Genomic DNA, 23475 nt, shown 5'->3' on the forward strand with positions numbered 1-23475 from the left:
CGCTATGTTTTCAGAATCTCCAATTAAACGCAGAAAATCCACCCGAATCAATGTAGGTAACGTCCCTATTGGTGACGGCGCCCCTATTGCTGTGCAATCAATGACCAACACCGACACCATGGATGTTGATGCAACTGTTGCACAAATACAGGCAATACAAGATGCCGGTGCCGACATTGTCCGTGTATCAGTACCGACTATGGACGCTGCAGAAGCGTTTAAAAGTATTAAAGAACAAGTGACTATTCCGCTAGTAGCCGATATTCACTTTGATTACCGTATAGCCTTAAAAGTGGCAAAATACGGCGTTGATTGCCTGCGTATAAACCCAGGTAATATAGGTAGCGAAGAGCGTATAAGAGCCGTGGTCGATTCTGCACGCGAGCATAACATTCCTATTCGTATTGGTGTAAATGGCGGTTCACTAGAGCGCGACTTGCAAGAAAAATACGGCGAACCAACACCAGAAGCCTTATTAGAATCAGCTATGCGCCATGTAGATATATTGCGCCGCCTTGATTTTGACCAATTTAAAATATCGGTAAAAGCATCAGACGTATTTTTAGCGGTAGGTGCGTATCGCTTACTAGCTAAAGAAATAGACCAACCACTGCACTTAGGTATTACCGAAGCGGGCGGCATGCGCTCAGGTTCTGTTAAATCAGCAGTAGGTTTAGGTATGCTACTTGCCGAAGGTATTGGCGATACACTGCGAGTGTCGCTTGCTGCCGATCCTGTTCAAGAAATTAAAGTCGGCTTTGATATTTTAAAATCGCTACGCATTCGGGCTCGCGGTATTAACTTTATTGCTTGCCCTAGCTGCTCACGTCAAGAGTTTGATGTAGTAAGCACCATGAACCAACTTGAAGAGCGTTTAGAGGATATTATTGAACCGGTATCGGTTTCGGTAATTGGCTGTGTTGTTAATGGCCCAGGTGAAGCACTAGTTAGTGATATAGGACTTGCCGGTGCAAATCGTCGTTCTGGCTTATATATTAATGGTGAACGCCAAAAAGCGCGTATTGATAACAACAACATTGTTGACCAGCTTGAAGGTTATGTACGCGACTTTATAGAGAAAAAGCAGAGCCAAACACCGATTGACATAAAAATAGTCGAATAAATACCGCATAAAGCGCCAAACAGCGGTGTTTGGCGTTTACCTTTATAATCAGAACGCTATAATAGCGGGTCAATTTTTAGCATTCTTGTTGTGTAAGCATTTTTTATTACACAAAAAAAACAGCATTTAGGATTTATCAGTGGCAAAACAAATTCAGGCAGTTCGCGGTATGAACGATTGTCTGCCGGGCGATACACAAGTTTGGCAGAAAGTAGAAAACATTTTACGCGAAACAGTAGCATCGTTCGGTTATCAAGAAATTCGTTTTCCTATTGTAGAATCAACCGACTTATTTAAACGCTCTATTGGTGAAGTTACCGATATAGTAGAAAAAGAAATGTACACCTTTGCCGATCGCAATGGCGACTTATTAACACTTCGCCCTGAAGGCACCGCAGTATGCGTACGTGCTGGCAACCAAAATGGCTTACTATATAATCAAGAACAACGGCTTTGGTACATGGGTCCAATGTTTCGTCACGAGCGTCCGCAAAAAGGTCGTTACCGTCAGTTTCACCAATTTGGTTTAGAAACATTTGGTATTGCTACAGCAGATATAGACGCAGAAGTTATTTTATTAACAGCGCAACTATGGGAAGCTTTTGGTATTACTGAACACGTTCGTTTGGAGCTAAATTCTTTAGGGTCTAACGAAGCGCGTGCAGATTACCGTGATGCGTTAGTAGCCTACCTTGAGCAACACATTGATGTGCTTGATGAAGACTCAAAACGTCGTATGTATTCAAACCCATTACGCGTACTTGATAGCAAAAACCCAGACGTACAAGCAATTTTAACTGATGCACCTAAATTGTCTGAAAACTTAGATGCTGAATCAAAAGAACATTTTGAAAATTTATGTGAACGTTTAGACGCTGCTGGCGTCTCATATACGGTTAATGAAAAGTTAGTACGTGGTTTAGACTACTACAACCGCACTGTATTTGAATGGGTAACCGACAGCTTAGGCGCACAAGGCACGGTATGTGCTGGCGGACGTTACGATGGCTTAGTTGAACAACTTGGTGGTAAAGCAACGCCAGCAGTTGGTTTTGCAATGGGTCTAGAACGCTTAGTGTTATTGCTACAAGCACTTGAGTGTGTAGGTGACATTCGTCGCAATGCTGATGTATATTTAGCAGCAATGGGCGACAAAGCAAGCATTCAAGCTCCTGCAATTGCAGCGCAACTACGTAAAGACGTACCGGGTTTACGCGTTATGGTACATGCGGGCGGCGGCAACTTTAAAAAACAATTAAAACGTGCTGATAAAAGCGATGCACTTGTTGCAGTGATTATTGGTGAAGATGAATTAGAAAAAGGCGTTGTGACCATCAAGTATTTACGCGAGCGTAAAGAACAAGTCACATTAGAATTAGAACAAGCTAAAGCGCTATTAGCTGAGCTTATTAACGGCTAAGCGAACATTAGAGGTAAGAATGGATATTTATTCAACAGAAGAACAACAAGCAGAAGCCATTAAACGCTTTTTCCGTGAAAACGGCATTTCACTTGCGCTAGGCATACTTGTTGGCTTAGGTGGCTTATATGGCTGGAAAGCATATAACCAAAACCAAATTACTACCGCTGAAAAAGCATCAGATTCATATACAGCGCTTGTTGAAAGCGACGATGTATTATCTTCAGCTGATGCGTTTATTAGCGAAAATAAAGACACAAACTATGCAACACTTGCTGCATTCGTTGCTGCAAAAGACGCAGTAGAAGCGAAAAAACTAGACGTAGCAAGCGAAAAGCTAAGCTGGGTTGTGTCTAATACGCCAAACACAGAATTAAAAGCAATTGCGATTACACGTTTAGCACGTGTTCAAATTGCGCAAACTAAATATGACGATGCATTAACGACATTAAATGCACCATTACCTGAAGCGTTCAATGCAAACGTTGCCGAGCTTAAAGGCGATATTTACACTGAGCAAGGTAATAAAGATCAAGCACGTACTGCATACCAAGCAGCAATAGATGCGGGTGGATTAACAAGTAACCCACTATTACAAATTAAGTTAGATGACCTAGCAGTAACTAGCCCAGCGGCATAAGGTTTTAGGCATGAAAAAATTTACAACAGCAGCCCTTGCCCTATGTATGGCAACATTGATGGGTTGTTCATCAAGTGATGATGAAGATGAACTCGTACTTCCTGAAATTGTAAACCAATTTGAAACTGACGTTGTTTGGCAAGAATCTGTAGGTGATGGCGTAGAGCATTATTTTTCTCGTTTAACACCCGCAGTTTACAAAGATACTGTGTATGTTGCTAGCCGCGAAGGCCAAGTAGAAGCGCTTTCGCTTGATAATGGCGATACAAAATGGGAAACCGATGTACGCCAAGATCTATCGTTTTGGCCTTGGGCTGATAACGGTAATGCAAAATTATCAGGTGGTATTTTGCAAGCCTATGGTAAAATTTATATTGGTTCTGAACACGGCTTTATTATTGCCCTAGATCGCGAAACGGGTGAAGAAGTTTGGCGTAAAAACGTACCAGGCGAATCACTGTCTAAACCAACAGCAGGCGATGGCTTAGTATTTGTAAATTTAGGCTCTGGTAAATTGTTAGCCCTTCACCCAGATACAGGCGAAGAGCGTTGGAGCTTTGAACAAGAAGTTCCACCACTAACATTACGCGGACAAAGCTCGCCAACCGTTGCTAACGGTGGTGTATTAGTAGGCCTTGAAACAGGCAAGCTAAGTGTATTAATTTCAGACAGTGGTTACTCAGCATGGAGCGCAGAAATTGCGGTTGCTAAAGGCGCATCAGAATTTGAACGCCTAGTTGACGTAGACACTCAACCACTTATCAGCGGTCCATACGCTTACGCTATAGCTTACAACGGCAACTTAGCTGCTGTAGATATTCGCTCTGGCAATGTTGTATGGAAACGTGAGTACAGCAGCTACCGCGAAATTGCGATGGATGCACAAACAATTTATTTAGTAGATAGCGATGGTGTTATTTACGCATTAGATAAAAATTCAGGTATTGAACGTTGGAGCCAACCCGCTCTACGTGGTTGGTACCTAACAGGCCCTGCAGTTGCAGGTAGCCACTTAGCTTTAGGCGACCAAGAAGGTAACCTACATTGGCTAAATAAAGAAACTGGCGAGCTAGTATCTCGTGAAGACTTTGACAGCTCGGGCTTTTTTGTTGAGCCAGTTGTTGCCGACGATAAGCTAATTTTATACACCCGTGATGGTGAAGTTAGTATGGTAAAAATACCTAACTAACTAGCTAACACTTAAAGGTTTTTTGTAAGGCTTCGCACTGCGAAGCCTTTTGTTGTTTTTTAAAGAGGTAGTTTATGCTTCCCGTGATCGCTCTAGTTGGGCGACCCAATGTGGGCAAGTCCACATTATTTAACCGTTTAACACGTACTCGTGATGCACTCGTAGCCGATTTTCCAGGTTTAACACGAGATAGAAAATATGGCCAAGCTAGTTACGATGGCTATGAATTTATCGTGGTAGACACGGGCGGTATTGATGGCTCAGAAGAAGGCATCGAAATCGAAATGGCAGATCAATCTCTGCTAGCCATTGAAGAAGCCGACATTGTTCTGTTTTTAGTAGATGCTCGTGTAGGTATGACCGTAGCTGACCAAGCCATTGCTAATCACTTGCGCAAGCAAGAGAAAAAGTGTTTTGTTGTTGCCAACAAAACCGATGGAATTGACGCAGATTCAAATTGTGCTGAATTTTACCAATTATCATTAGGTGAAATACATCACATTGCAGCTGCACATGGCCGTGGTATTACATTATTACTTGAGCAAACACTTCAGCCGCTTATTGCTGAACTAGCCGCGCAAGATGAAGAAGTAACAGGTGATGACGAAGAACTAATCGACCTTTACGAAGAAGGCGAAGGAGATGATACCGATCATCAAGCATTTGCAGATAAACCTGTAAAGCTTGCTATTATTGGTCGCCCTAACGTTGGTAAGTCAACACTTACAAACCGCATATTGGGTGAAGATCGTGTAATTGTATATGATATGCCAGGTACAACACGCGATTCTATTTACATTCCAATGACGCGTAACGACAAAGAGTATGTGTTAATTGACACCGCAGGTGTTCGTAAACGTAAAAAAGTCAGTGACGTAGTTGAAAAGTTCTCAGTAATTAAAACACTACAAGCAATCGAAGATTGTAACGTGGTTTTACTTGTTGTTGATGCGCGTGATGGTATTTCTGATCAAGATTTAAGCTTACTTGGTTTTGCGCTTAACTCTGGTCGTTCATTGGTTATCGCCGTGAACAAATGGGATGGCCTAGACGACTACGTTAAAGACCGTATTAAAACAGAACTCGATCGCCGTTTAGGTTTTATAGACTTTGCACGCCTACACTTTATATCTGCATTACACGGTACAGGTGTTGGTCATTTATTCGAATCTGTTGACGAAGCTTACGAGTCGGCAACTAAACGTATAAGTACAGCAATGCTGCGCCGAATTATGGACATGGCTCAAGCCGATCACCAGCCGCCACTTGTTCGTGGTCGCCGTGTTAAGCTTAAATATGCGCATGCCGGTGGTTATAACCCACCGCGTATTGTAATTCATGGTAACCAAGTTCATGATTTACCAGATAGTTATAAACGCTACCTGATGAACTACTACCGTAAAGCGCTTAAAATTATGGGCACCCCAATCAAAATTGAATTTAGAGAAGGTGAAAACCCATTTGCTGGTCGTGTTAATAAAGTAACACTGTCGCAAAAGCGTAAAATACGTGCATTTGCTAAAGAAAACCGTAATAAATAAATTTTAAAAAATTAGTTTATTACAAAAAACGGCGTACTTATTAGTACGCCGTTTTTTATTACTCAAAATTAAGTAATGCCAATTGCACCAGCCGTTCAACTGTGGTGCCTTGAACATTCGTAGGCGCTTTGGGGTAATATTTTGATTTTGGCGACCTAATACTTATAAACCCATGGTTGGTTGCCATTTCATGGGCTAACAGCTTTCGCTCTCTAGGCGTTAAATGGTTTTCGTGTATTTTTGCCAGCTCGCCACTATCAAGCCATATTCCTGCACAACCTGGGCATTCGTCTATTTCGACAGCCTTAACTGGCGAAAAATACCTGCGCATCATCACAATACTTTTGCACTGTGGGCAATTAACTCGCGATGAGACATCGCCCTCACCTTCAATATAGTTACTTAAGTGTTTAAGTAATACCTGACCGTGCTTTAGCTCTGGAGAGCTAAATTTAAATAGTTGGCTGTTATCAAAAAACACGCCACCTTGCGCTGAGGTGTAAACAGTGATCCCGCCAACAAGTAAAGGTTCAAGTGGCGTATCGCTACGAGGACAATACATTTAAAATTCCTTTTTATTTTATATTTTTATTAATTATTCAAGTGCTTTGTGAATAAGCCCAACAAGCGGCGCCGGTAATGTAATATTACCTGTAAGTACAAACTCATGGGCTTCATCAGACATTTTTTGCCATGTGCGGCGAATAATACCCATCCATTTTTCTTCATTGTAATCTGGTTTTGCATTGGCAAACCCAAGCATGTAGTGTTCAATAAACACCAAACTCGCTACATCTTCTACTAATTGGCTATCTAGATTGCGCTTAATATCTTTTTTAGCAACCGCGTTATAAACACGGTTTTGGTCTGTATCGCTAAACCCAGCTTGTTTCATTAATTCAACGACTAGTGACGCATGAAAAATATAAAGAGCACTGCGCCATTGATGATAACCCTGTTTATTCATTTCAAAATCGCTACGTGGCGACTTCCAACGCTGAATATGCTGTGCACGCACTGCAATTTGCATGAGTTCATCGGCATCAGGTTTAAAGCGAGTTAGCATTTCGCTCATACGCTGTGAGTATAAATACTCTTTTGGAAAACTTTCTCCATTGTGTTGCTCAGTATTCGGGTCTTGGTTATTCGCTTCATCAATCAGCGTTATTACTTTATTAAACATGACGGTCATTTTTTATAATTAGTTTTAATCATTCTAAACGCTGGTAAAACAATAAACTAGTGCCCCACTCACTTCAGTGGTGAAATTTGTTCAATCAAAAAGTAAAACCAATTGATACAGATTATAAAATTAAGCGCATTAATAAAGTTAACTTGGTACTATATTAAGTACAAATTAAAAACAAAAAAGCGCGACAAATAACAATTAACTCGCCAATAACGGATGACTATGTTTAAAAAAAGTATTTTAGCTATTTGTTTAGCTGTTGCACCACTACCAAGCCTAGCCGACAGTAACACTGATTTAAAAACGATTATTGATAACCATTGGCAAAATGCAAAAGCCGAAAAAATATTCTTTCGTACCGATCCAGACGGCTGGAAACCCAGTGGTACATTGCCACATTGGACCGAGCAAGCCATTGCGAAGCGCCAAGCTTACAACAACAGTGTGTTAAAAAACTTAGCTAGTATTGACCCTAAAACGCTCAATAGCGAGCAGCTAATGAACTATCGTTTATTTAAATATGAGCGAGAAACAGAGCAGCAAAGCTACCTTTTTCAAGATAAGTATTTTCAAGTTAACTTTTTAAGTGGCTGGCATACTTACTTTGCCGAAGCACCGGCTAATATGGCGTTTTTAACGCCTGATGATTACAACGCATTTTTAGTAAGCCTTGCCGACTACCCTCGCTTTAATCAAGAAAACATTAACTTGATGAAAGAAGGTATTGAAAAGGGTTACACGCACTACTGCAAAACATTTGAAAATTACAGCCAGAGTATTAACGCTCATATTGTTAAGCAACCTGAAAACAGCGCCTTATACGAGCCCTTTACACGCATACCAAATACATTTACAGCAGAGCAAAAGGCAACATACCAAAACAAAGCAAAAGCCTTAATTAGCTCAAAAGTAGTTCCGGCTTATCAACACTTTTACGACTTTTTTGAAAACGATTACATGCCTAACTGTAGAGCAGAGCCGGGTATTTCAAGCGTTAAAGGCGGGCTTGAGTATTACAAATATACAGTTAATTACTACACCACAACCAATGCCACACCAAAGCAAATACACGAGCTTGGCTTAAAAGAAGTGGCACGTATAAAAACACAAATGCAAAACATCATTGATAAAGTAGGCTTTGATGGCTCTTACAGCGATTTTTTAGAATTTTTAGCAACCGACGAGCAATTTTACGCAACAGACGCGCAAGACTTGCTTGAAAAAACAGCCTTTATTACGCAAAAAATGTATGGCAAGTTACCAACCTATTTTAATCATTTACCACGTAATACCTTTACTATAAAAGGCTCAGCGAGTCGCGGCGCGTTTTATATGCCACCTGCTGATAACCGCTCCCCTGGCACTTACTTTTTAGCCTCAACACCTAAATTGCAACCTTTGTATAATTTAGAAGCGCTAAGCCTGCACGAGGCAATACCAGGGCACCATTTACAAAACGCTATTGCAATGGAGTTAGATGTACCCGAATTTAGACGCACACTTAGCCATTCAGCATTTGGCGAAGGCTGGGCACTTTACACCGAACGTTTAGGTAAAGAAGCCGGCTTTTATCAAGACCCATACAGCGACTTTGGTCGTTTAGGTTACGAAATGTGGCGTGCCGTGAGACTCGTTGTTGATACCGGTATTCATGCATTTGGCTGGAGCCGCCAAAAGGCAATTGACTACTTGGCAGATCACACTGCTTTGCCACAAAGCGCGGTCGAGGATCAAATAGATCGTTATATTTCATGGCCAGGCCAAGCGCTCTCTTACAAAATGGGCGAAATAAAAATACGCGAACTGCGTGCAAAAGCCGAAAAAGAGCTAGGCCCACAATTTGACATACGCAGCTTTCACGACACCGTTATTGGCCAAGGTTCGCTCCCTATGGCTGTACTTGAAGACGTTATAAACGATTGGATAGCAAAACAAAAATCGGCTATTTAAAATTAATGAGGGCGGTATTATTTGCCGCCTTTTTCTAAACGGACTTTTAATGAAACACCTACTTATTTTTATATCACTCATTTTATTTAGCAGCCAAGTTAATGCGTTTTGTTTAGATGCATCAAACTACATAGAGGGAGTAAAATATGGCGTTTGTGGGGAGCAAACTGATTCAATTTCCCTTACGCCTTATTTTATTATATGGATGCTTTTAAGTGTGTTATTTGGGCAAATGCTTAATAAGCCAAATATACACGTGGGATTTAAATATTTACTTTTCCTATGTGCGTTCCCACTGAGCCCGTTAGTACTATTAATGAATTTAACTGGAATGGTGGTATTTCGGGTTTATCAAAAATATGCAACTACTTCTTCAGCCAAAACAGCTCAGCCTAACCCTGATGACGCAAAAGCTGTTATTGAAAAACCGAGTATTAATCAACTAATAATTGGTGAGTACACTTTTGACAGCATGCAGCAGTCTTTAATTAAAGAAGATAACCTCTACACATTAGAGCCCAAATGCATGCAGGTACTTAGCTATTTAATAGAACAACAACCAAGAATAGTTAGCCTTGAAGAGTTACACAATAATGTATGGGAGAATCAAATTGTAACCGACACCGCAGTAAGGCGAGTTATTAGCAAACTACGTGTAGCCCTTAACGATAACGACACAAAAAACCCCACATATATAAAATCTGTAATGAAGCGAGGTTATCAGCTTATAGCTAAAGTAAAAACGCAACCCATTGAATAATAGTGATTTATTAAAGTTATAACCGAGGTGATATCGTGGTTATAACTTTATAATAACTAGTTAACGGCTTTGTTATCGTTATTTTTTGCCAAACGTTTTAATTTGTTTAGGCGCTTTAGAGCAACCCATAAAATTAAATAACTAAGGAAAAAATATGAAACATTTACTGCCGCTAACACTATTATTAATTACAACATTAGTTACCATCAGCCTAATTGGTAACGCGCAATGTATAGAAATAGGTAACGCATCTATTGCCAGTATTTCATTTGGCACATGTGATTTATCAAGCGCTAAAACAACGCTTTCACCGTTAGTTACCATTTTTTGGTTAGCAATGAATATGCTTTTTGCAATCATAATGCCTAAACCATCTATTGCTAAAAAGTACAAAATTGCTTTATTTATTTGTAGTTTACCGCTTAGCGTATTTGTATATTTAATTGCTTATGTATCTATTAACCTCACTAACACGACCAAACCAGTTCGATAAAACCTAAACAGGTGAGTAAGCAATACTTGCTCACCGCTTCATTACTAAAACTTGCAGCTGACTAATCCCTACCCGCTTTTGCTTCGTAAAGTTAATGATTATAAAAACCTGAGCAAACCTATGAGCAAACGTATTTTATATTGGCTACAAAACGATTTACGAATAGACGACAACCCTATTTTAAGCGAACTTGCTACTGGGCAATGTGCGCTCGATATTGTATTTGTAATAAACCCGCACTGGATTAAAAATAATAACTACCAACAAAAGCCATATGGCGTGCATAAACAACAGTTTTTAATGCAAAGCTTATTTGAGCTGCAACAAGCGCTTATTGAACACGGGCAAACACTGCACGTACTTGAGGGCGAACCTGTTAGTGTTTTGAAGCAGCGCATAGCTGAGCAACACATTGACGAAGTGGTGTGCAGTGAACATGTTGGAACATACGAGCAGCGCCAACTTGCGCGACTAAAAGCACATTGTTCACATGTCATATTTAAAACAACTCAACAAGACACTTTATTTCAACAAAGCGACCTCCCTTTTGATTTAAACGAGCTGCCTAAAAGCTTTACCCCATTTAGAAAAAAAGTAGAGGCAGTAAACATACCTATAACAACCTCAACTCTGCCTAAAGGTTTACTCCCTCAACCTATAACGCTATGTGCTGCCAAACCAATTGAGCTTACTGAATATAGTGATGACAACAACGCGATAATGCACGGCGGATTTAGAAGTGCGCAAACTCATTTAGCGCAGTACTTTTCAGGCTTGCTACCAAGTACTTATAAAACAACTCGAAACGAGCTTGATGGCTTTAATAACACCACAAAGTTCAGTACCTGGCTTGCCTTTGGTTGTGTAAGTGCACGGCAAGTTTATAAAGCCGTTGAACAGTACGAACATAACCAAATAACAAACGAGTCTACCTACTGGATTAAATTTGAATTGCTATGGCGAGAGTATTTTAAATGGCATGCACTTAAAGCAGGCAACAGCCTATTTAGCTTTAAAGGTCAAAAGCAAACAAAACCCCTTACTACGTTTATACCAAACCGCTTTGCTGCGTGGTGTAATGGCTCAACACCCTACCCATTAGTCAATGCCATTATGAACGAGCTTAATACGACCGGTTATATATCAAATAGAGCAAGGCAAATTGCCGCAAGCTGCTTAGTTAACGAACTTGGCCTTGATTGGCGCTATGGCGCGGCTTATTTTGAACAACAATTGATTGATTACGATGTAGCCGCTAATTGGGGTAATTGGCAATATATAGCGGGTGTAGGGGTCGACCCGCGTGGTGGTAGGCACATTAATATTGAAAAACAAACCGCGCAGTTTGATCCGCACGCTGTTTACACTAATAAATGGCAAGGCAATGAAAATACCAGCACACAGCTGGATACTTTAAACGAAGTTGATTGGCCAATTTAAGCCGCCAATCAACTTTTACCAAATAACGTTTAAAACAGCTCAGCAATGCCTATATTAATAGCGTAACCACCCAATGTTAAAAACAAAAATAAACACAGCGCCAGTAGCAGCGGTTTAATACCGGCTTGGCGAATTGCCCCAACATGTGTGCGTAAACCCAAAGCCACCATAGCAATAGTGAGTAATATATTATCAAACCATACAATAGCGCTTGTAACCACTTGAGGAATAATAGAGAGTGAATGCACACCACTTGCCACAATAAATAACACTGCAAACCAAGGGATGGTAATACCCGTTTTTTGCTCGCCGCCATGCACGTTATTGTTTGTTTTTGCATGCTTTTTACTTTGCCAAAACGATAAACCCACTAAAAATGGCGCAAGCATCATTACGCGTAGCATTTTTTCTATAACGGCGGTGTCGGCTGCATTGGCGCTTACAGCTGTGCCCGCTGCAACCACTTGTGCTACTTCATGGATGGTTGAACCAACAAAAATACCATATGCGTGCTCGCTCAGCCCCATGTAATCAAACATAATTGGGTAGGCAAACATACTTAACGTGCCAAACACTACCACCGTTGCTACCGCTACCGATACTTTATGTGCCTGCGCTTTTATTACAGGCTCGGTTGCCATTACAGCTGCTGCGCCACAAATAGAGCTACCCGCACCTATTAATATTACTGTTTGCTCATCAAGCTTAAATACACGTTTACCAAGCTGTATTGCTAATATAAACGTACCGCTGAGCATAACAATATCGGTTAGTAACCCACTCCAACCAACGCCAGCCACCTGTGCAAAGGTAATTCTAAAACCAAATAAAATAATACCCGCTTTGAGTAAAATACTTTTAGCGTAATCAACACCTACATCGGTACGCGTAGCTATACGCGAAAACACACTGTTGCCCACAATAATACCAACCACAATACCAATAGTGAGTGAGCTAAATTGCGCAGTTTGCATTATTGGTAATTTACTCAACGCAATAGCAACACCCGCAAGTACAATAACCAGTAACATGCCAATCCACCAGCGCGTATCGCCGTATTGCTTAGTATTAATACCCAAAGGCTGAAACCCATTTTTAATAGCGCTAAGCATAATATTCCTTCAATTGAACAACGTTAAACTGTTGACTTCATTTTAAGAGAGCGCAAAATATAACTCCAATATATTAAAATCATGATTCGATAACCTAAGGTTATACAATTTAAGGTATTCAATGAACTTACATGCACTTAGGGTGTTTTATACAGTGGCTAAATTGGGTAGCTTTTCAGGCGCAGCCGAAGCGCTTTTTATAAGCCAGCCCGCTGTTTCTAAGGCGCTAAAAGAACTTGAGCATCAGTTAAACATTCAACTTATTGAGCGCGCATCTAAGGGTAAAAAGCTCACCTTAAGCGAGGGTGGCCAAGCCTTATATGATCATGCACGTAGCATTTTTGCCATAGAAAAAGCCGCCATTGAAGATATTAAATCGCGCACTGGGCTAAAACGCGGCACGCTCGTTATAGGTACCAGCACCACCATTGCCAGCTATTGGTTACCACCTTATTTAGCTAAATTTTGTGCCCAATACCCACATATAAAAGTAGAAGTACAAGTGGCTAATACCGCGCAAATTGAGCATGCCTTACTTGAATGCACTATAGATTTAGCACTGGTTGAAGGCACACCTACCGAGCCGCATATAATAAGTAAGCACTGGCAAAACGATTTAATGAGTGTCGTTATACCCAGTAACTTTAAGCCCACGAAAGACTTAAAAGCATGGTTAAACGAGCAGTTTTGGCTACTGCGCGAGCCGGGCTCTGGCACTTTAGAAATGTCGGTAAAGTTATTAGCAGAGCATGGCGTACAAACAGAGCAAAGTATGCAATTAGGCAGCAACGAAGCCATAGCAAGGGCCGTCGCTCAAGGTATGGGGGTCGCTTTATTGCCAAATGTAGTTACTGAGGATTTGGTGCAGCTTGGTAAATTAACACGCCTGAGTCAAAAAAATAACGAGCAACTCTCTCGGCCACTTTATCAACTGCATTATAAAGACAGACCGTCTTCACACGCTGCACAAGCGTTCGAAAAAAGCCTGTTTAGTGAATAATGCTCACAATCTGTAAGTAGTAAGGCACCAGTAGCAAATTTAGATAAAGTTTAATATATGAAGTCAAAATTTGAGCCCTTTAGTCTTTCTGATGCCTATTAGCTAAGTTAAAACTCACTTGTGTTACGTGATACACCTTTCATGCTTCACTATTAAATTAAAATAATTTTTAAACATGTGTTCAGAACTGATATCCCTTAAATCCACATCAAAATAGTAGCCGCTTTCTAAAAGTTCCAAACTTTCTAAATCATTGCAAATGCGTTCAAGAATTAAATATTTATACTTTGGAGTTATGCTTTTAATGTCATCCGGAATAAGCCCTTCGGCATCAAAATTCAAAACAACTCTTAAACTGGTACCTGAATAGCCATAGTTTACAAAACTAATTCGGCTATCAATAGATGAAAAAAAAGCGCTGTAGTGATTTTTATCTTCTTCGTATTCCCATTGAGAAGCATCCCCCCAAATCAAGACAAAAATAACGCCAAAAGCAGCTGCAGCTACAAACAATTTGTTGGCATTTATCAAAAACCACAATTGAACTTTTTCAGATCGCATTAACTTCATAAGTCACATAACTTTTAAGTAAAAGACTAAATCAGTCGGATAAAATAAAAGACTAATAATCAAAACTAAAGTCTTGCTCATTCACATGTGTGGATAATATAACTAAGGTTAAGAAAAATACCTTGATGCTACACCAATGCCGATAAGTAAAATAATTAATAAAACCCAATATCTTTTTGAATCATCTAAATTTTCACCGCACACTGGGCAAGATGATGACGCGATTGGAGTCCCGTTAAGATTTGTCGTTTTAACTATTGGGGAGGTAATTCCTGATTTACACTTTTTGCACTTCATAAATATCCATATTAATTATAAATAAAATCGCGGGATGATGCTCACAAAACGCTTACCTAATTGACGTTAAATGACAGGCTATAATTAGCAACAAATCAAAGAATGCCAAGCTTTATACATCCTTTTAATTGAATTGCCATAGCATAAGAATAGACCTTACAAACCCTTAGTTAAATCTTGCGCTAACGTGCCCGTTGGCTTTTCAATTACGCGTACTAACTCTTTACCATTTTGCTTAACAATAAACGTTGGGGTGTATTGCAAGTCGTTAGCCTGTGCAATACCTGCATCGTCTTGCTTGTTGTAACCTACGGCCACATATTCAATGCTTGCAAGTTGTACTTTTGATTCATCTAGTAACTTAATTAAACGCGGCACTTCGCGCTCACTGTCGTGGCACCATGTGCCAAATAATACAATTAGCTCTTTACCTTCTAGCTTTTGCATTAACGCAATGTCTTGTGCTGTTGGCGTAAATGCTTTGTATTGCTCGTTAAATTTGTCGTAGTCGCTTAGCAGTACATCAGTTGTAATACCCCCCGAAAATGGTGCGTCAGCAGCACAGCTTAATAACGGCATGCTTAAAGCACACAATAAAATTAATTGTTTAAACATAAGGTTGCTCTTAATTAGATATTAAATTAGGTATTAAAGTTAGGTATTAAATAAAGCATTTAACGACTATACCCAATATTGAGTGTGGAGTGAACAGCTCTAAAGCGTTACTTTTTATCCATAAAAAAATTAACTTGCGATAAGTTAGTTAAATATTCTCTCCTTACGTCTTTATTCTCGGCTAACTTATCTAAGTCACCAATTAAGGTAACAAGCTTGGTGTGTGAGTGACGGTTTGTTTCTATAAAATCATCTTGCTTGTCATCACTCTCATCGCGCTCTTTTTTATGCATTGAGTAGCTGTTTTCGTTTTCTTCAAGCCAAATATCGTCAATTAAGCGAATGTCGCTTTTACTAACTGTTTGCTCTTGCATCGCCATTTGCAGCTCATATTGGTTAGTTTGCGGGTTAAACGCATACATTTTTGTATCAACATCAACCTCGTGAGACTGATCGAGCCCCACAAGTTCTTTATTTTTAACCGCAGACCCTACGTTATAACTCTCTTCTTTGTTGTAGTAATCAGGGCGACTGTATTGATAATCAAAATGGCTACTTACATTTTTACTTTGTGTTACACCGCTAAGATCCCCTAATTGGATTTGATCAGTCGCTTGGCTTAGCTCAATGGTACTTTTAGGCTGATAGTCGCCGTTATCCAGCGCATAAGAAAATGTAGCATCAAAATCAGCGAGCTTAGAAATCCCCGCTCCTAATGTATTCAGCGCTTTATTACCTAGCCCTTGGTAACGGCTATCGTTTGCGACCATGTTATCAACTAAATCGGCTACCATAGCGCGCCCGTCATTAAAGTGCTGATCTGCAAGCGACTCCAAATTGCTATAACGCTCAGCCGCCGACGACATACTCGCAAAAGCGCCTTTAAATAATGCAAAGCCCTGCAGCATTGCTTCGTCGCCTTTTCGCCCAAATGCCGACTCTTTATCGTCTTTGGTACTGTTTACTCGGCTATCTTCTAAGCTTTGATCGAGCGACGCTAAATACTGCTGCATTTGCTGCGTGTCTTTAGCGCCAATGGTTGACATATCGAGTGCAAAATCAATGTCGTTTTGCCCACCTGCGGCTTTAAACACAAGTGCTTGCTGGTTTGATGCTTCATCAATGGAGTAACTTAAATCAAGCGTGTTCTCTTTCGAATCAAGATCTTTATTTTGCGTTGTTGAAAACGACACATCAAAGCCTGTTAGCTGCTCACTATTAAACCCTGCTAAAAAATCTAAACTCATGTCTGTTTGGTTTGGCACTATAAGAGGATTAAATGAGTTTTCACTCGCTTTAAAAAATTCATCGGCCATTTCGCCAACACCACTGAGCACCTGCGTAAGTGCTTTATGCTCAGCCTCAGATAAATCGCCATTTACTTCGTAACTTAAACTAAAGCCATCAACGGCTTCGCCTGTGTTTTCATCGTACCCTTGCGATGAGTTAAAGGTAATGTTTATAACATCACCTTCTTTAGTTTTTACCGAGAGCTCAAACAGGTAGTTATCGTCATCCTCGTATTTTGCGCGATTGAGGCTTTCCATGTAGGGATTAAGTGAGCGCTCAACACGTTGCTGACTTGAGGCTAAAAACGTTTTTTGCTCATGCCCAAGCTGACCTAAACTCGATAAAATATCGCTGGTATTAGCATAAGCACCCTGAATATTTTTAACCGACGTATTTAATCGCTCAATTAATTGGGTACTGTTTTCGTTTTTTAATAACCCCTCATGCTGAGAGCTTATTACGGTGCGCAGGGCGAGTTCTTCATCGGAGAGTTTATAGTTAAGCGTGCTAGGCGTACTTGAAATAGTAAATAGCGAGGTAAGTTGCTGTTGTAAAATATCCCCTACTTTTTGATTGCTAACTAGTGCTTCGTCAATAGCTTCGTTATTTAGCTGGCTTAATAATTCATCGGATATTTTGGGGGCGTTAGTTTGTAAATCATTAATAGCTTGAAGGTCGCTACCGGTTAGCAGCGAAGGACTCACAGAGGTTTGGTTAGCGTTATTAACTGATTGGGCAAGTAAAGTGCTTAAATTAGACTGGCTGCCAAGTGCATTATTAACCATGATTATCCTTAATCTCTAAACCCTATTAAGTATTTTATCGGTCATTTGGCTAAAAGCTTTAGCTACAGTTAATAAAATTAAAAGCAGAAAAAATTAATACTTGAACCCAGATATAATCGTCTGCTTTTAATCTAAAAGTTTGAAGGCGTAATCTAAATTACTTCTCCTCTTCCAACTCAATATTTCGCTCAGCTAAGGCATTTAATAATTTTTTACTCGGCTCGCTATTTTCTAAACCAATTATTTTAGTAAGATTAGGTAATAAAGCTAAATCGTCAATTGCCTTATTCGTTACTTTGGGTACTTCATCTCCCATACCGGGATCCCAAAATGGATGCATGTGTTCTAAAAATACAGCCCCGCCACCCAAACCACTGTCTTGATAAAGTTGCGTTACTTTATCTAGTAAAGTCATCGATATTTCTACGTTTTTAAAGTACTTTTTAACTTCAGGAATACACTCATACCCATCTTCGTCTCGATCAATTTCGCGTTTTACATACTCTTTAGCAAATAAGTCTAAATCAAACTTTGGTAAGAGGATCTCTTGTCGATACATCAGCTCTTCAATAACGAGTAACTTAAAATTAAAATCACGAAATAAAACGGTTGGTTTATTATTAATATTAAATAATTTAGGTGCGTTTTTTAAAGCATCAGCTTCTACAATTAACGATTTTAAGTGTGTTGCTTTAGCTTCATCTGTAGTGGCTTTAAGTAATATGTCTAAGCTTTTCCGAGTAGGGGCTGAAACGGTAATTCTACGCAGAGCCGTTTTAATATTTTTATTGTATTTAGCTTGGCTAACTGTATCTATATTATCTAATTTTTGTTGATAATCGTTAATTACACTTTGTTTAGCGCCTTTAATTTCAAGCTTTTTTAAGTGTTCTTGAATACGCGCTTGATGTGTTTTTTTACCTTCAATTCCAAGCGGGCTTAGTACTAAATTCTCAATTAAATAATCTATCTCAATATCAGAAAAATCAAAGCTATTTATCAAATTTTTGAAGATCAGAGGTGCATTTTTATAAAGTACATCTGCAGGCTTTGCAAACATACTTAATAGCTTTGAGTGCATCCAGCCGTAGCTGCTATTTTTAGCGTGCCTAACAATGCTCAAATGTAATATCTGAGTAAACTCGTTTATAATATCGGGGTGATACTCTTTAAAAATACTCATTATCAAGTTATTATGTTCATTCGGAAATACTCGATAAAAAGCAGGAAGTAATAACGCTATATCAACTTTATCGAGCTCATACTGCTCAACAAAGCCTGGAGCATAACTGCCCACCGAATGATAAAAATAAAGTGTTATTAAACCCGAAACAACTAAGTTAATTTTTATATTTTGCTGATGTACTCGTTGGTGTTCAATAAGCTCTTCTATTTTAGCTAATATTGTTTGATGATATTTTAATATTACTAAACCATTTGGCGAATAGTCTGAGCTACACACAATTTCAATAAACGTAGCAAGGTACTCAACCTCAACTGAGTCTGATAAATCTATGATTGAAAGCCAATTTATCATTGCGCTGTATATTTCATCTTCAACGCTAAAATCAGCCTCCATTAAGCTACGACAATCTGGCCAATTAATAAGCCCTCGATCATATTGCCTTTTAATAATAGCTTGCTGCTCTTGGATTAATTTTTTCCATTGCGCTTGAATACTTTTTACTGTCGCTTTATTTTTTTTATTAGGCGTGCCTTTTTGAGTCGCACCAAAATTAGGGTCACGAATTGAATCAATATTTTTTTGGATATGAGAGTGTATAGTCAACATATTTACTCGGTAGTCCTTACTCGAAAGATATTTTTGTGGGGTTATAGGGTATTCTTTTTATTTATTAGCAAACTGCAGACAACTTAATCGACGAACCATCACCATAATCATCATGAACCATAACTAATACTGGAATAGGATAATCCCAGCCTCCAGCCTTCCACCAGCTCTCAGCCAGCCATTGTTTTGTTAGATTAGCAATTAAGTAACCCGCGTTGAACTCTTCATTGATATAATATTTCTCATCAAAATGAGGTATAGCATAATCACCCGAAAGTAACTCCACTGATTTACCAGAAAATATTGAAGCATCAGTGCTATTTATCTTTTTTTGTTTTCCTTCGTAATATATCCAAGCTGAAGGAGTCTCCATACAATCATCACCTAGAAATATTTGAATCTCAGCACCTAAAACAGATTCAGGAATTGAAACTGTAAACAACTTCTTGAGCTCGCGAATAAAACAAGGTGATATCTTTTCTAATGAAACTAAAAACTTAGCTTTAAACTGCTCTGAACTTAAACCAAATGGCACCATACGTACTTCTCCCAATAACTAAACATTAAGCCAGCTGATACCGCTTAACATACTGATTAAACCTGTCTTTTATAATTTTATTTCAATGTTTTTTTGTAGTTCAGGGGTTGACTCTAAGAATAACTTCCACGCGCCAAGAGCTTCTTTAAGCTGCTGCGTAGGTATATTTTGAAAATAGCTATCGTCTAGTAAAGAATATACTTGTGCATTGTGTAGCGTGAATTCAGTTCCCCATCTTTCGCGGTTCCAGTCAAGAAAGCTACATTCACTTGCTAAAACAGAGTTTATTCTCTTTATTCCTTCATCAATTCAAAAAATAGTTTTACTGTAATGTAACCCACCATCATCTAATAAAAGACTTAACAATACACTCTTACCATTACTGTTTACATTTTCACAAGAGCATATTGGTACAATGCGACCAAACTGAATTCGCCAAGAAAAATTTATTTTCATAGCCCACCCTAAATACATTTGAAATTAAACTAGGGGAATATAAATATTCCTTTAAAGTCAAAACGAGCTTATTTATTAAGCATTGAATTTATACTATTTAGGAATTTTTAACTCCTCTTCTATGATATTAAAAGCAATTACTGGAGAACAAAAATATAAAATTTATCTAGCTTTTTATTCTTTGTACTAAAAAGTCGACCGCCGCTTTCACCTTTGGTACTAAATAACGCTGTTTTTGATACAACAAATAAACCGCCATAGTCGCATTTTGGCTTATCGCTAATTCATGCTCAAACTTAAGCTCTTGCAACTGGCCAGACTCAAGGTATGAGTCGAGCGCCCACCGAGTAGACATTAAAATGCCCTCACCATTACACGCTTTTTTAGCCAGCCACGAACCGTTATTTGAAATAGCGACCGCAGGCCCAGAAACGTCGTGCCATTGCTCATCTACTTTACATAACCACGGCGTTGGCCCCGCTGGCGTTTTAAAATAAAGGCCATTATGGTGCTTTAATTCCATGGCGTTATTTGGCACACCGTATTTTTGTAAATAGCAGGGTGACGCGACAGGAATAAAGCCATTATCCATTAGTTTTATTGCTAGCACGCGTTCATTTGGCGCATAACCACCACGAATAGCAATATCTACATCGTCACGCCCAAGTGTAGACAGCTCATCACTTAAGCTAACATCTAATATAATTTCGGGGTATAGCGCGCTAAATTCATCAAGCAGTGGCAGTAATATTTTGTCACCAAAACTCACCATTGAGCTTATACATAATCGCCCCATTGGTGTTGTTTGATAACTGCGCACTGTTTCGTGGCTTTGCTCTAGCTGATTTAATATTTGCTGAACATCGTTATAGTAAATTTGCCCAACTTCGGTCAATTTAACTATGCGAGTCGAACGCTTTAAAAGCGTCGCCCCTAGGCTTTTCTCTAAATCAGCAACCCGCCGTGACAACGACGAGGGCGGCACATCAAATGCTTTTGCGGCTTTGGTAAAGCTGCCCGTTTCAACCACCTTAATAAAATACCGTATGGCTTTTAGTTGATCCAAGTTGCCTCTCCATTAAATAAAATGCTTTATTGTCTTAAAGACAAAAGTGATTCGCATTTTCCCCTATATATAAGCAAATTAAAACAAGTAATAATGTACTCAACCTAAAGACAGGGACTTAAATTGCATTTTTTGGCAATGAGTATCTTCACGTTAATGATGGAAAGCTGACTTATGATTACTTTGCACGGTTTTGCTGCTAGCAACTATTACAACCTAGTTAAACATGTACTTTTATACAAACAACTGCCATTTAAAGAACACCTTGTTTACGGCGGTAGTGAAGAGTTACTAGCAATCAGCCCTGCAGGCAAAGTGCCTGCAATCACAACAGCTAACGGGCTTAATATTTCAGAGTCGAGTGTTATTTGCGACTTTTTAGAAGAGTCGTACCCACAAACCCCGCTATATCCTGAAGATGCAGGTGAGCGCGCAGTTGTACGTCAAATTATGAAAATGGCAGAGCTTTATTTTGAACTGCCAAGCAGACGGTTCATCCCTTATGTATTTTCAGGCGCTGAAGTACCTGAAACAACTAAAGCCGAAGTACGCCAAGTATTAACGCGTGGCGTAACCGCCTTGAGTAGCGTGTGTAAGTTTTCGCCTTGGATTGCAGGCGAGCAATTTACCATGGCAGACATTTACGTTTATTACGTAAACACCATAGTTAGCGCCTTTGGCTCAAGCCAGCTTGATTGGGATGTACTTGCACAAGTTCCCGGCATGAAAAAGTGGAACGAATCAATGAGCCAATTAGCCATTGCCCAAAGCATAGAGGCCGATCGCCAAGCGAATATGGCTGAATTTATGCAAAAAGTGAAAGCGCAAATTCAAGCAGCAAACGCTAAATAACGCGTAGCTATAAAAGCAATCTACTCTAAATTTTAATTACTAACACCGTATCGCCAATACAATAATGTGATTGGCTTAACAAATTTAATTTTTTGCAGGAGACACTTATGACAGATAAAAATATCCAACTGACTTCAACTATCAGCGAAGACAATAAACTAACACTTGCCTTAAAAAACATAGAGATGCCAAAGCCAAATGCCGATGAAGTGGTTATTCGCATTGAAGCTGCACCATTAAACCCATCAGACTTAGGCGTTTTATTCAGCGCAGCTGATATGTCTACTGCAAAGCAATCGGGTACTGATGAAGATCCAGTAATTACTGCCGATGTTCCAGCTCAATTTATGCCATCACTTAAAACCCGTGTAGGTAAAGCAACACCCGTAGGTAATGAAGGCGCGGGCACCGTAGTGGCAGCAGGCTCATCGCCAGCCGCACAGGCATTAATGGGCAAAACAGTGGCTGTTATTGGTGGCGGTACGTATCGTCAATTTATATGTGCCAATGTACAAAGTTGCCTAGAGTTAAAAGAAGGGACTACCGCAAAAGAAGGTGCATCATCTTTTGTTAACCCACTCACCGCACTCGCCATGGTAGAAACCATGCGCGCTGAAGGCCATAAAGCCATTATTCACGCCGCAGCGGCTTCTAACCTTGGCCAAATGCTAAACCGTATTTGTATTGCCGATGGCATTGATTTAATTAATATAGTTCGCAAACCAGAACAAGAAAAATTACTGCGCGATATGGGTGCAAAATATATTGTTAACTCAAGCAAGGACTCTTTTCTTGCTGACCTAACAGCTGCAATAATCGAAACCGGTGCAACTATCGCGTTTGATCCTATTGGTGGCGGCCAGCTAACAAGTGACATACTTAACTGCATGGAAGTTGCAGCTGCGCGCGATATGAAAGAGCACACGATTTATGGCTCTGACACATTTAAACAAGTGTACATTTATGGCGCACTAGATCGCGGCCCTATTACATTAAACCGAAACTTTGGTTTTGCTTGGGCTGTAAACGGGTTCTTGTTATTTAATGCTTTAGGTAAATTAGGCACAGATACAGTAATGAAAATGCGCAAACGCGTTGCTAATGAAATCACCACTACTTTTGCGAGCAACTACACGCACGAAGTTTCATTAGCTGAGGTATTACATTTACAATCAATTGCCGCTTATTCTAAACAAGCTACAGGCGAGAAGTACTTAATTAAACCTCAAGCGTAATTGAATATTCTTCGTTAAAAATTAAAAAGCAGATGCTAATTAGGTATCTGCTTTTTTACGTTTAAATACACGCACGCTATTATTGTGAGCCTTGCAGTTAACGCGTCCTTAAAGCTCGTCAC

The 23475-nt window shown here is 39.6% G+C and carries 21 protein-coding genes; 12 read left to right on the plus strand and 9 right to left on the minus strand.

What is annotated here, in order from left to right; all coding sequences use genetic code 11:
• Positions 1 to 4 precede the first annotated feature (4 nt).
• The 5 genes from ispG (at position 5) to der (ending at position 5913) form a co-directional block, all read left to right on the plus strand.
• Entirely contained in the window at positions 5 to 1123 is a 1119-nt protein-coding gene (gene ispG / locus WNY79_RS15635; protein WP_342876323.1) for a flavodoxin-dependent (E)-4-hydroxy-3-methylbut-2-enyl-diphosphate synthase, read from the plus strand.
• A 139-nt stretch (positions 1124 to 1262) separates the two neighbouring features.
• Entirely contained in the window at positions 1263 to 2543 is a 1281-nt protein-coding gene (gene hisS / locus WNY79_RS15640) for a histidine--tRNA ligase (protein WP_170071597.1), read from the plus strand.
• Between the two features lie 19 nt (positions 2544 to 2562).
• Complete coding sequence (locus tag WNY79_RS15645) at positions 2563 to 3183, plus strand: tetratricopeptide repeat protein (RefSeq protein ID WP_007583431.1); 621 nt, start codon at positions 2563 to 2565, stop codon at positions 3181 to 3183.
• 10 nt (positions 3184 to 3193) lie between these two features.
• Positions 3194 to 4372 (plus strand): outer membrane protein assembly factor BamB, encoded by a 1179-nt coding sequence (bamB, locus tag WNY79_RS15650; RefSeq protein ID WP_170071596.1) that lies wholly within the window; start codon positions 3194 to 3196, stop codon positions 4370 to 4372.
• Positions 4373 to 4446: 74 nt separating this feature from the next.
• Positions 4447 to 5913 carry a ribosome biogenesis GTPase Der gene (der, locus tag WNY79_RS15655; RefSeq protein WP_076924987.1) on the plus strand — a complete coding sequence of 489 codons (1467 nt, stop codon included), beginning with the start codon at positions 4447 to 4449 and terminating at the stop codon, positions 5911 to 5913.
• A 58-nt stretch (positions 5914 to 5971) separates the two neighbouring features.
• On the opposite strand, the gene WNY79_RS15660 is transcribed toward der, so the two are convergent.
• Positions 5972 to 6475: a zf-TFIIB domain-containing protein gene (locus tag WNY79_RS15660; RefSeq protein WP_342876324.1), complete on the minus strand. Its 504-nt coding sequence runs from the start codon at positions 6473 to 6475 to the stop codon at positions 5972 to 5974.
• Between the two features lie 33 nt (positions 6476 to 6508).
• Positions 6509 to 7096: a DUF4202 domain-containing protein gene (locus WNY79_RS15665; protein ID WP_024605508.1), complete on the minus strand. Its 588-nt coding sequence runs from the start codon at positions 7094 to 7096 to the stop codon at positions 6509 to 6511.
• Positions 7097 to 7324: 228 nt separating this feature from the next.
• On the opposite strand from WNY79_RS15665, the gene WNY79_RS15670 reads away from it, so the two are divergent.
• The 4 genes from WNY79_RS15670 (at position 7325) to WNY79_RS15685 (ending at position 11745) form a co-directional block, all read left to right on the plus strand.
• A complete protein-coding gene (locus WNY79_RS15670; protein ID WP_342876325.1) occupies positions 7325 to 9052 on the plus strand; it encodes a DUF885 domain-containing protein in 1728 nt (575 codons plus the stop codon).
• Positions 9053 to 9101: 49 nt separating this feature from the next.
• Entirely contained in the window at positions 9102 to 9812 is a 711-nt protein-coding gene (locus WNY79_RS15675) for a winged helix-turn-helix domain-containing protein (RefSeq protein WP_342876326.1), read from the plus strand.
• Between the two features lie 154 nt (positions 9813 to 9966).
• The gene (locus WNY79_RS15680) at positions 9967 to 10305 is read left to right on the plus strand and encodes a transcriptional regulator (RefSeq protein WP_342876327.1); all 339 of its coding nucleotides are present in this window, start codon (positions 9967 to 9969) and stop codon (positions 10303 to 10305) included.
• Positions 10306 to 10425: 120 nt separating this feature from the next.
• Positions 10426 to 11745 (plus strand): DASH family cryptochrome, encoded by a 1320-nt coding sequence (locus WNY79_RS15685; protein WP_342876328.1) that lies wholly within the window; start codon positions 10426 to 10428, stop codon positions 11743 to 11745.
• Between the two features lie 29 nt (positions 11746 to 11774).
• On the opposite strand, the gene WNY79_RS15690 is transcribed toward WNY79_RS15685, so the two are convergent.
• Entirely contained in the window at positions 11775 to 12857 is a 1083-nt protein-coding gene (locus WNY79_RS15690) for a YeiH family protein (protein ID WP_342876329.1), read from the minus strand.
• Between the two features lie 121 nt (positions 12858 to 12978).
• Between WNY79_RS15690 and WNY79_RS15695 the strand changes: the two genes are divergently transcribed.
• Positions 12979 to 13857, plus strand: coding sequence for a LysR substrate-binding domain-containing protein (locus tag WNY79_RS15695; RefSeq protein ID WP_342876330.1), 879 nt, complete (start codon positions 12979 to 12981; stop codon positions 13855 to 13857).
• A gap of 123 nt (positions 13858 to 13980) precedes the next feature.
• On the opposite strand, the gene WNY79_RS15700 is transcribed toward WNY79_RS15695, so the two are convergent.
• From WNY79_RS15700 to WNY79_RS15725, 6 genes are all read right to left on the minus strand, one after another.
• On the minus strand, positions 13981 to 14418 hold the full coding sequence (locus WNY79_RS15700; protein ID WP_076925004.1) for a hypothetical protein: 438 nt from the start codon (positions 14416 to 14418) through the stop codon (positions 13981 to 13983).
• A gap of 462 nt (positions 14419 to 14880) precedes the next feature.
• Complete coding sequence (locus WNY79_RS15705) at positions 14881 to 15339, minus strand: thioredoxin family protein (protein WP_342876331.1); 459 nt, start codon at positions 15337 to 15339, stop codon at positions 14881 to 14883.
• A gap of 107 nt (positions 15340 to 15446) precedes the next feature.
• Positions 15447 to 17414: a hypothetical protein gene (locus WNY79_RS15710; RefSeq protein ID WP_342876332.1), complete on the minus strand. Its 1968-nt coding sequence runs from the start codon at positions 17412 to 17414 to the stop codon at positions 15447 to 15449.
• Between the two features lie 157 nt (positions 17415 to 17571).
• Positions 17572 to 19206 carry a hypothetical protein gene (locus WNY79_RS15715; RefSeq protein WP_342876333.1) on the minus strand — a complete coding sequence of 545 codons (1635 nt, stop codon included), beginning with the start codon at positions 19204 to 19206 and terminating at the stop codon, positions 17572 to 17574.
• Between the two features lie 64 nt (positions 19207 to 19270).
• Entirely contained in the window at positions 19271 to 19744 is a 474-nt protein-coding gene (locus WNY79_RS15720; RefSeq protein ID WP_024597799.1) for a hypothetical protein, read from the minus strand.
• 622 nt (positions 19745 to 20366) lie between these two features.
• The gene (locus WNY79_RS15725) at positions 20367 to 21266 is read right to left on the minus strand and encodes a LysR family transcriptional regulator (protein ID WP_342876334.1); all 900 of its coding nucleotides are present in this window, start codon (positions 21264 to 21266) and stop codon (positions 20367 to 20369) included.
• A 174-nt stretch (positions 21267 to 21440) separates the two neighbouring features.
• Here WNY79_RS15725 and WNY79_RS15730 point away from each other — a divergent pair, with 174 nt between their 5' ends.
• Positions 21441 to 22118: a glutathione S-transferase family protein gene (locus tag WNY79_RS15730; RefSeq protein WP_342876335.1), complete on the plus strand. Its 678-nt coding sequence runs from the start codon at positions 21441 to 21443 to the stop codon at positions 22116 to 22118.
• A 107-nt stretch (positions 22119 to 22225) separates the two neighbouring features.
• Positions 22226 to 23353, plus strand: a complete 1128-nt coding sequence (locus WNY79_RS15735) for a zinc-binding dehydrogenase (RefSeq protein WP_197184046.1) — start codon at positions 22226 to 22228, stop codon at positions 23351 to 23353.
• The last annotated feature ends 122 nt before the right edge of the window (positions 23354 to 23475 follow it).

Origin of the sequence: Pseudoalteromonas sp. AS84, from assembly GCF_038900255.1 — a bacterium.
GTDB lineage: Bacteria > Pseudomonadota > Gammaproteobacteria > Enterobacterales > Alteromonadaceae > Pseudoalteromonas.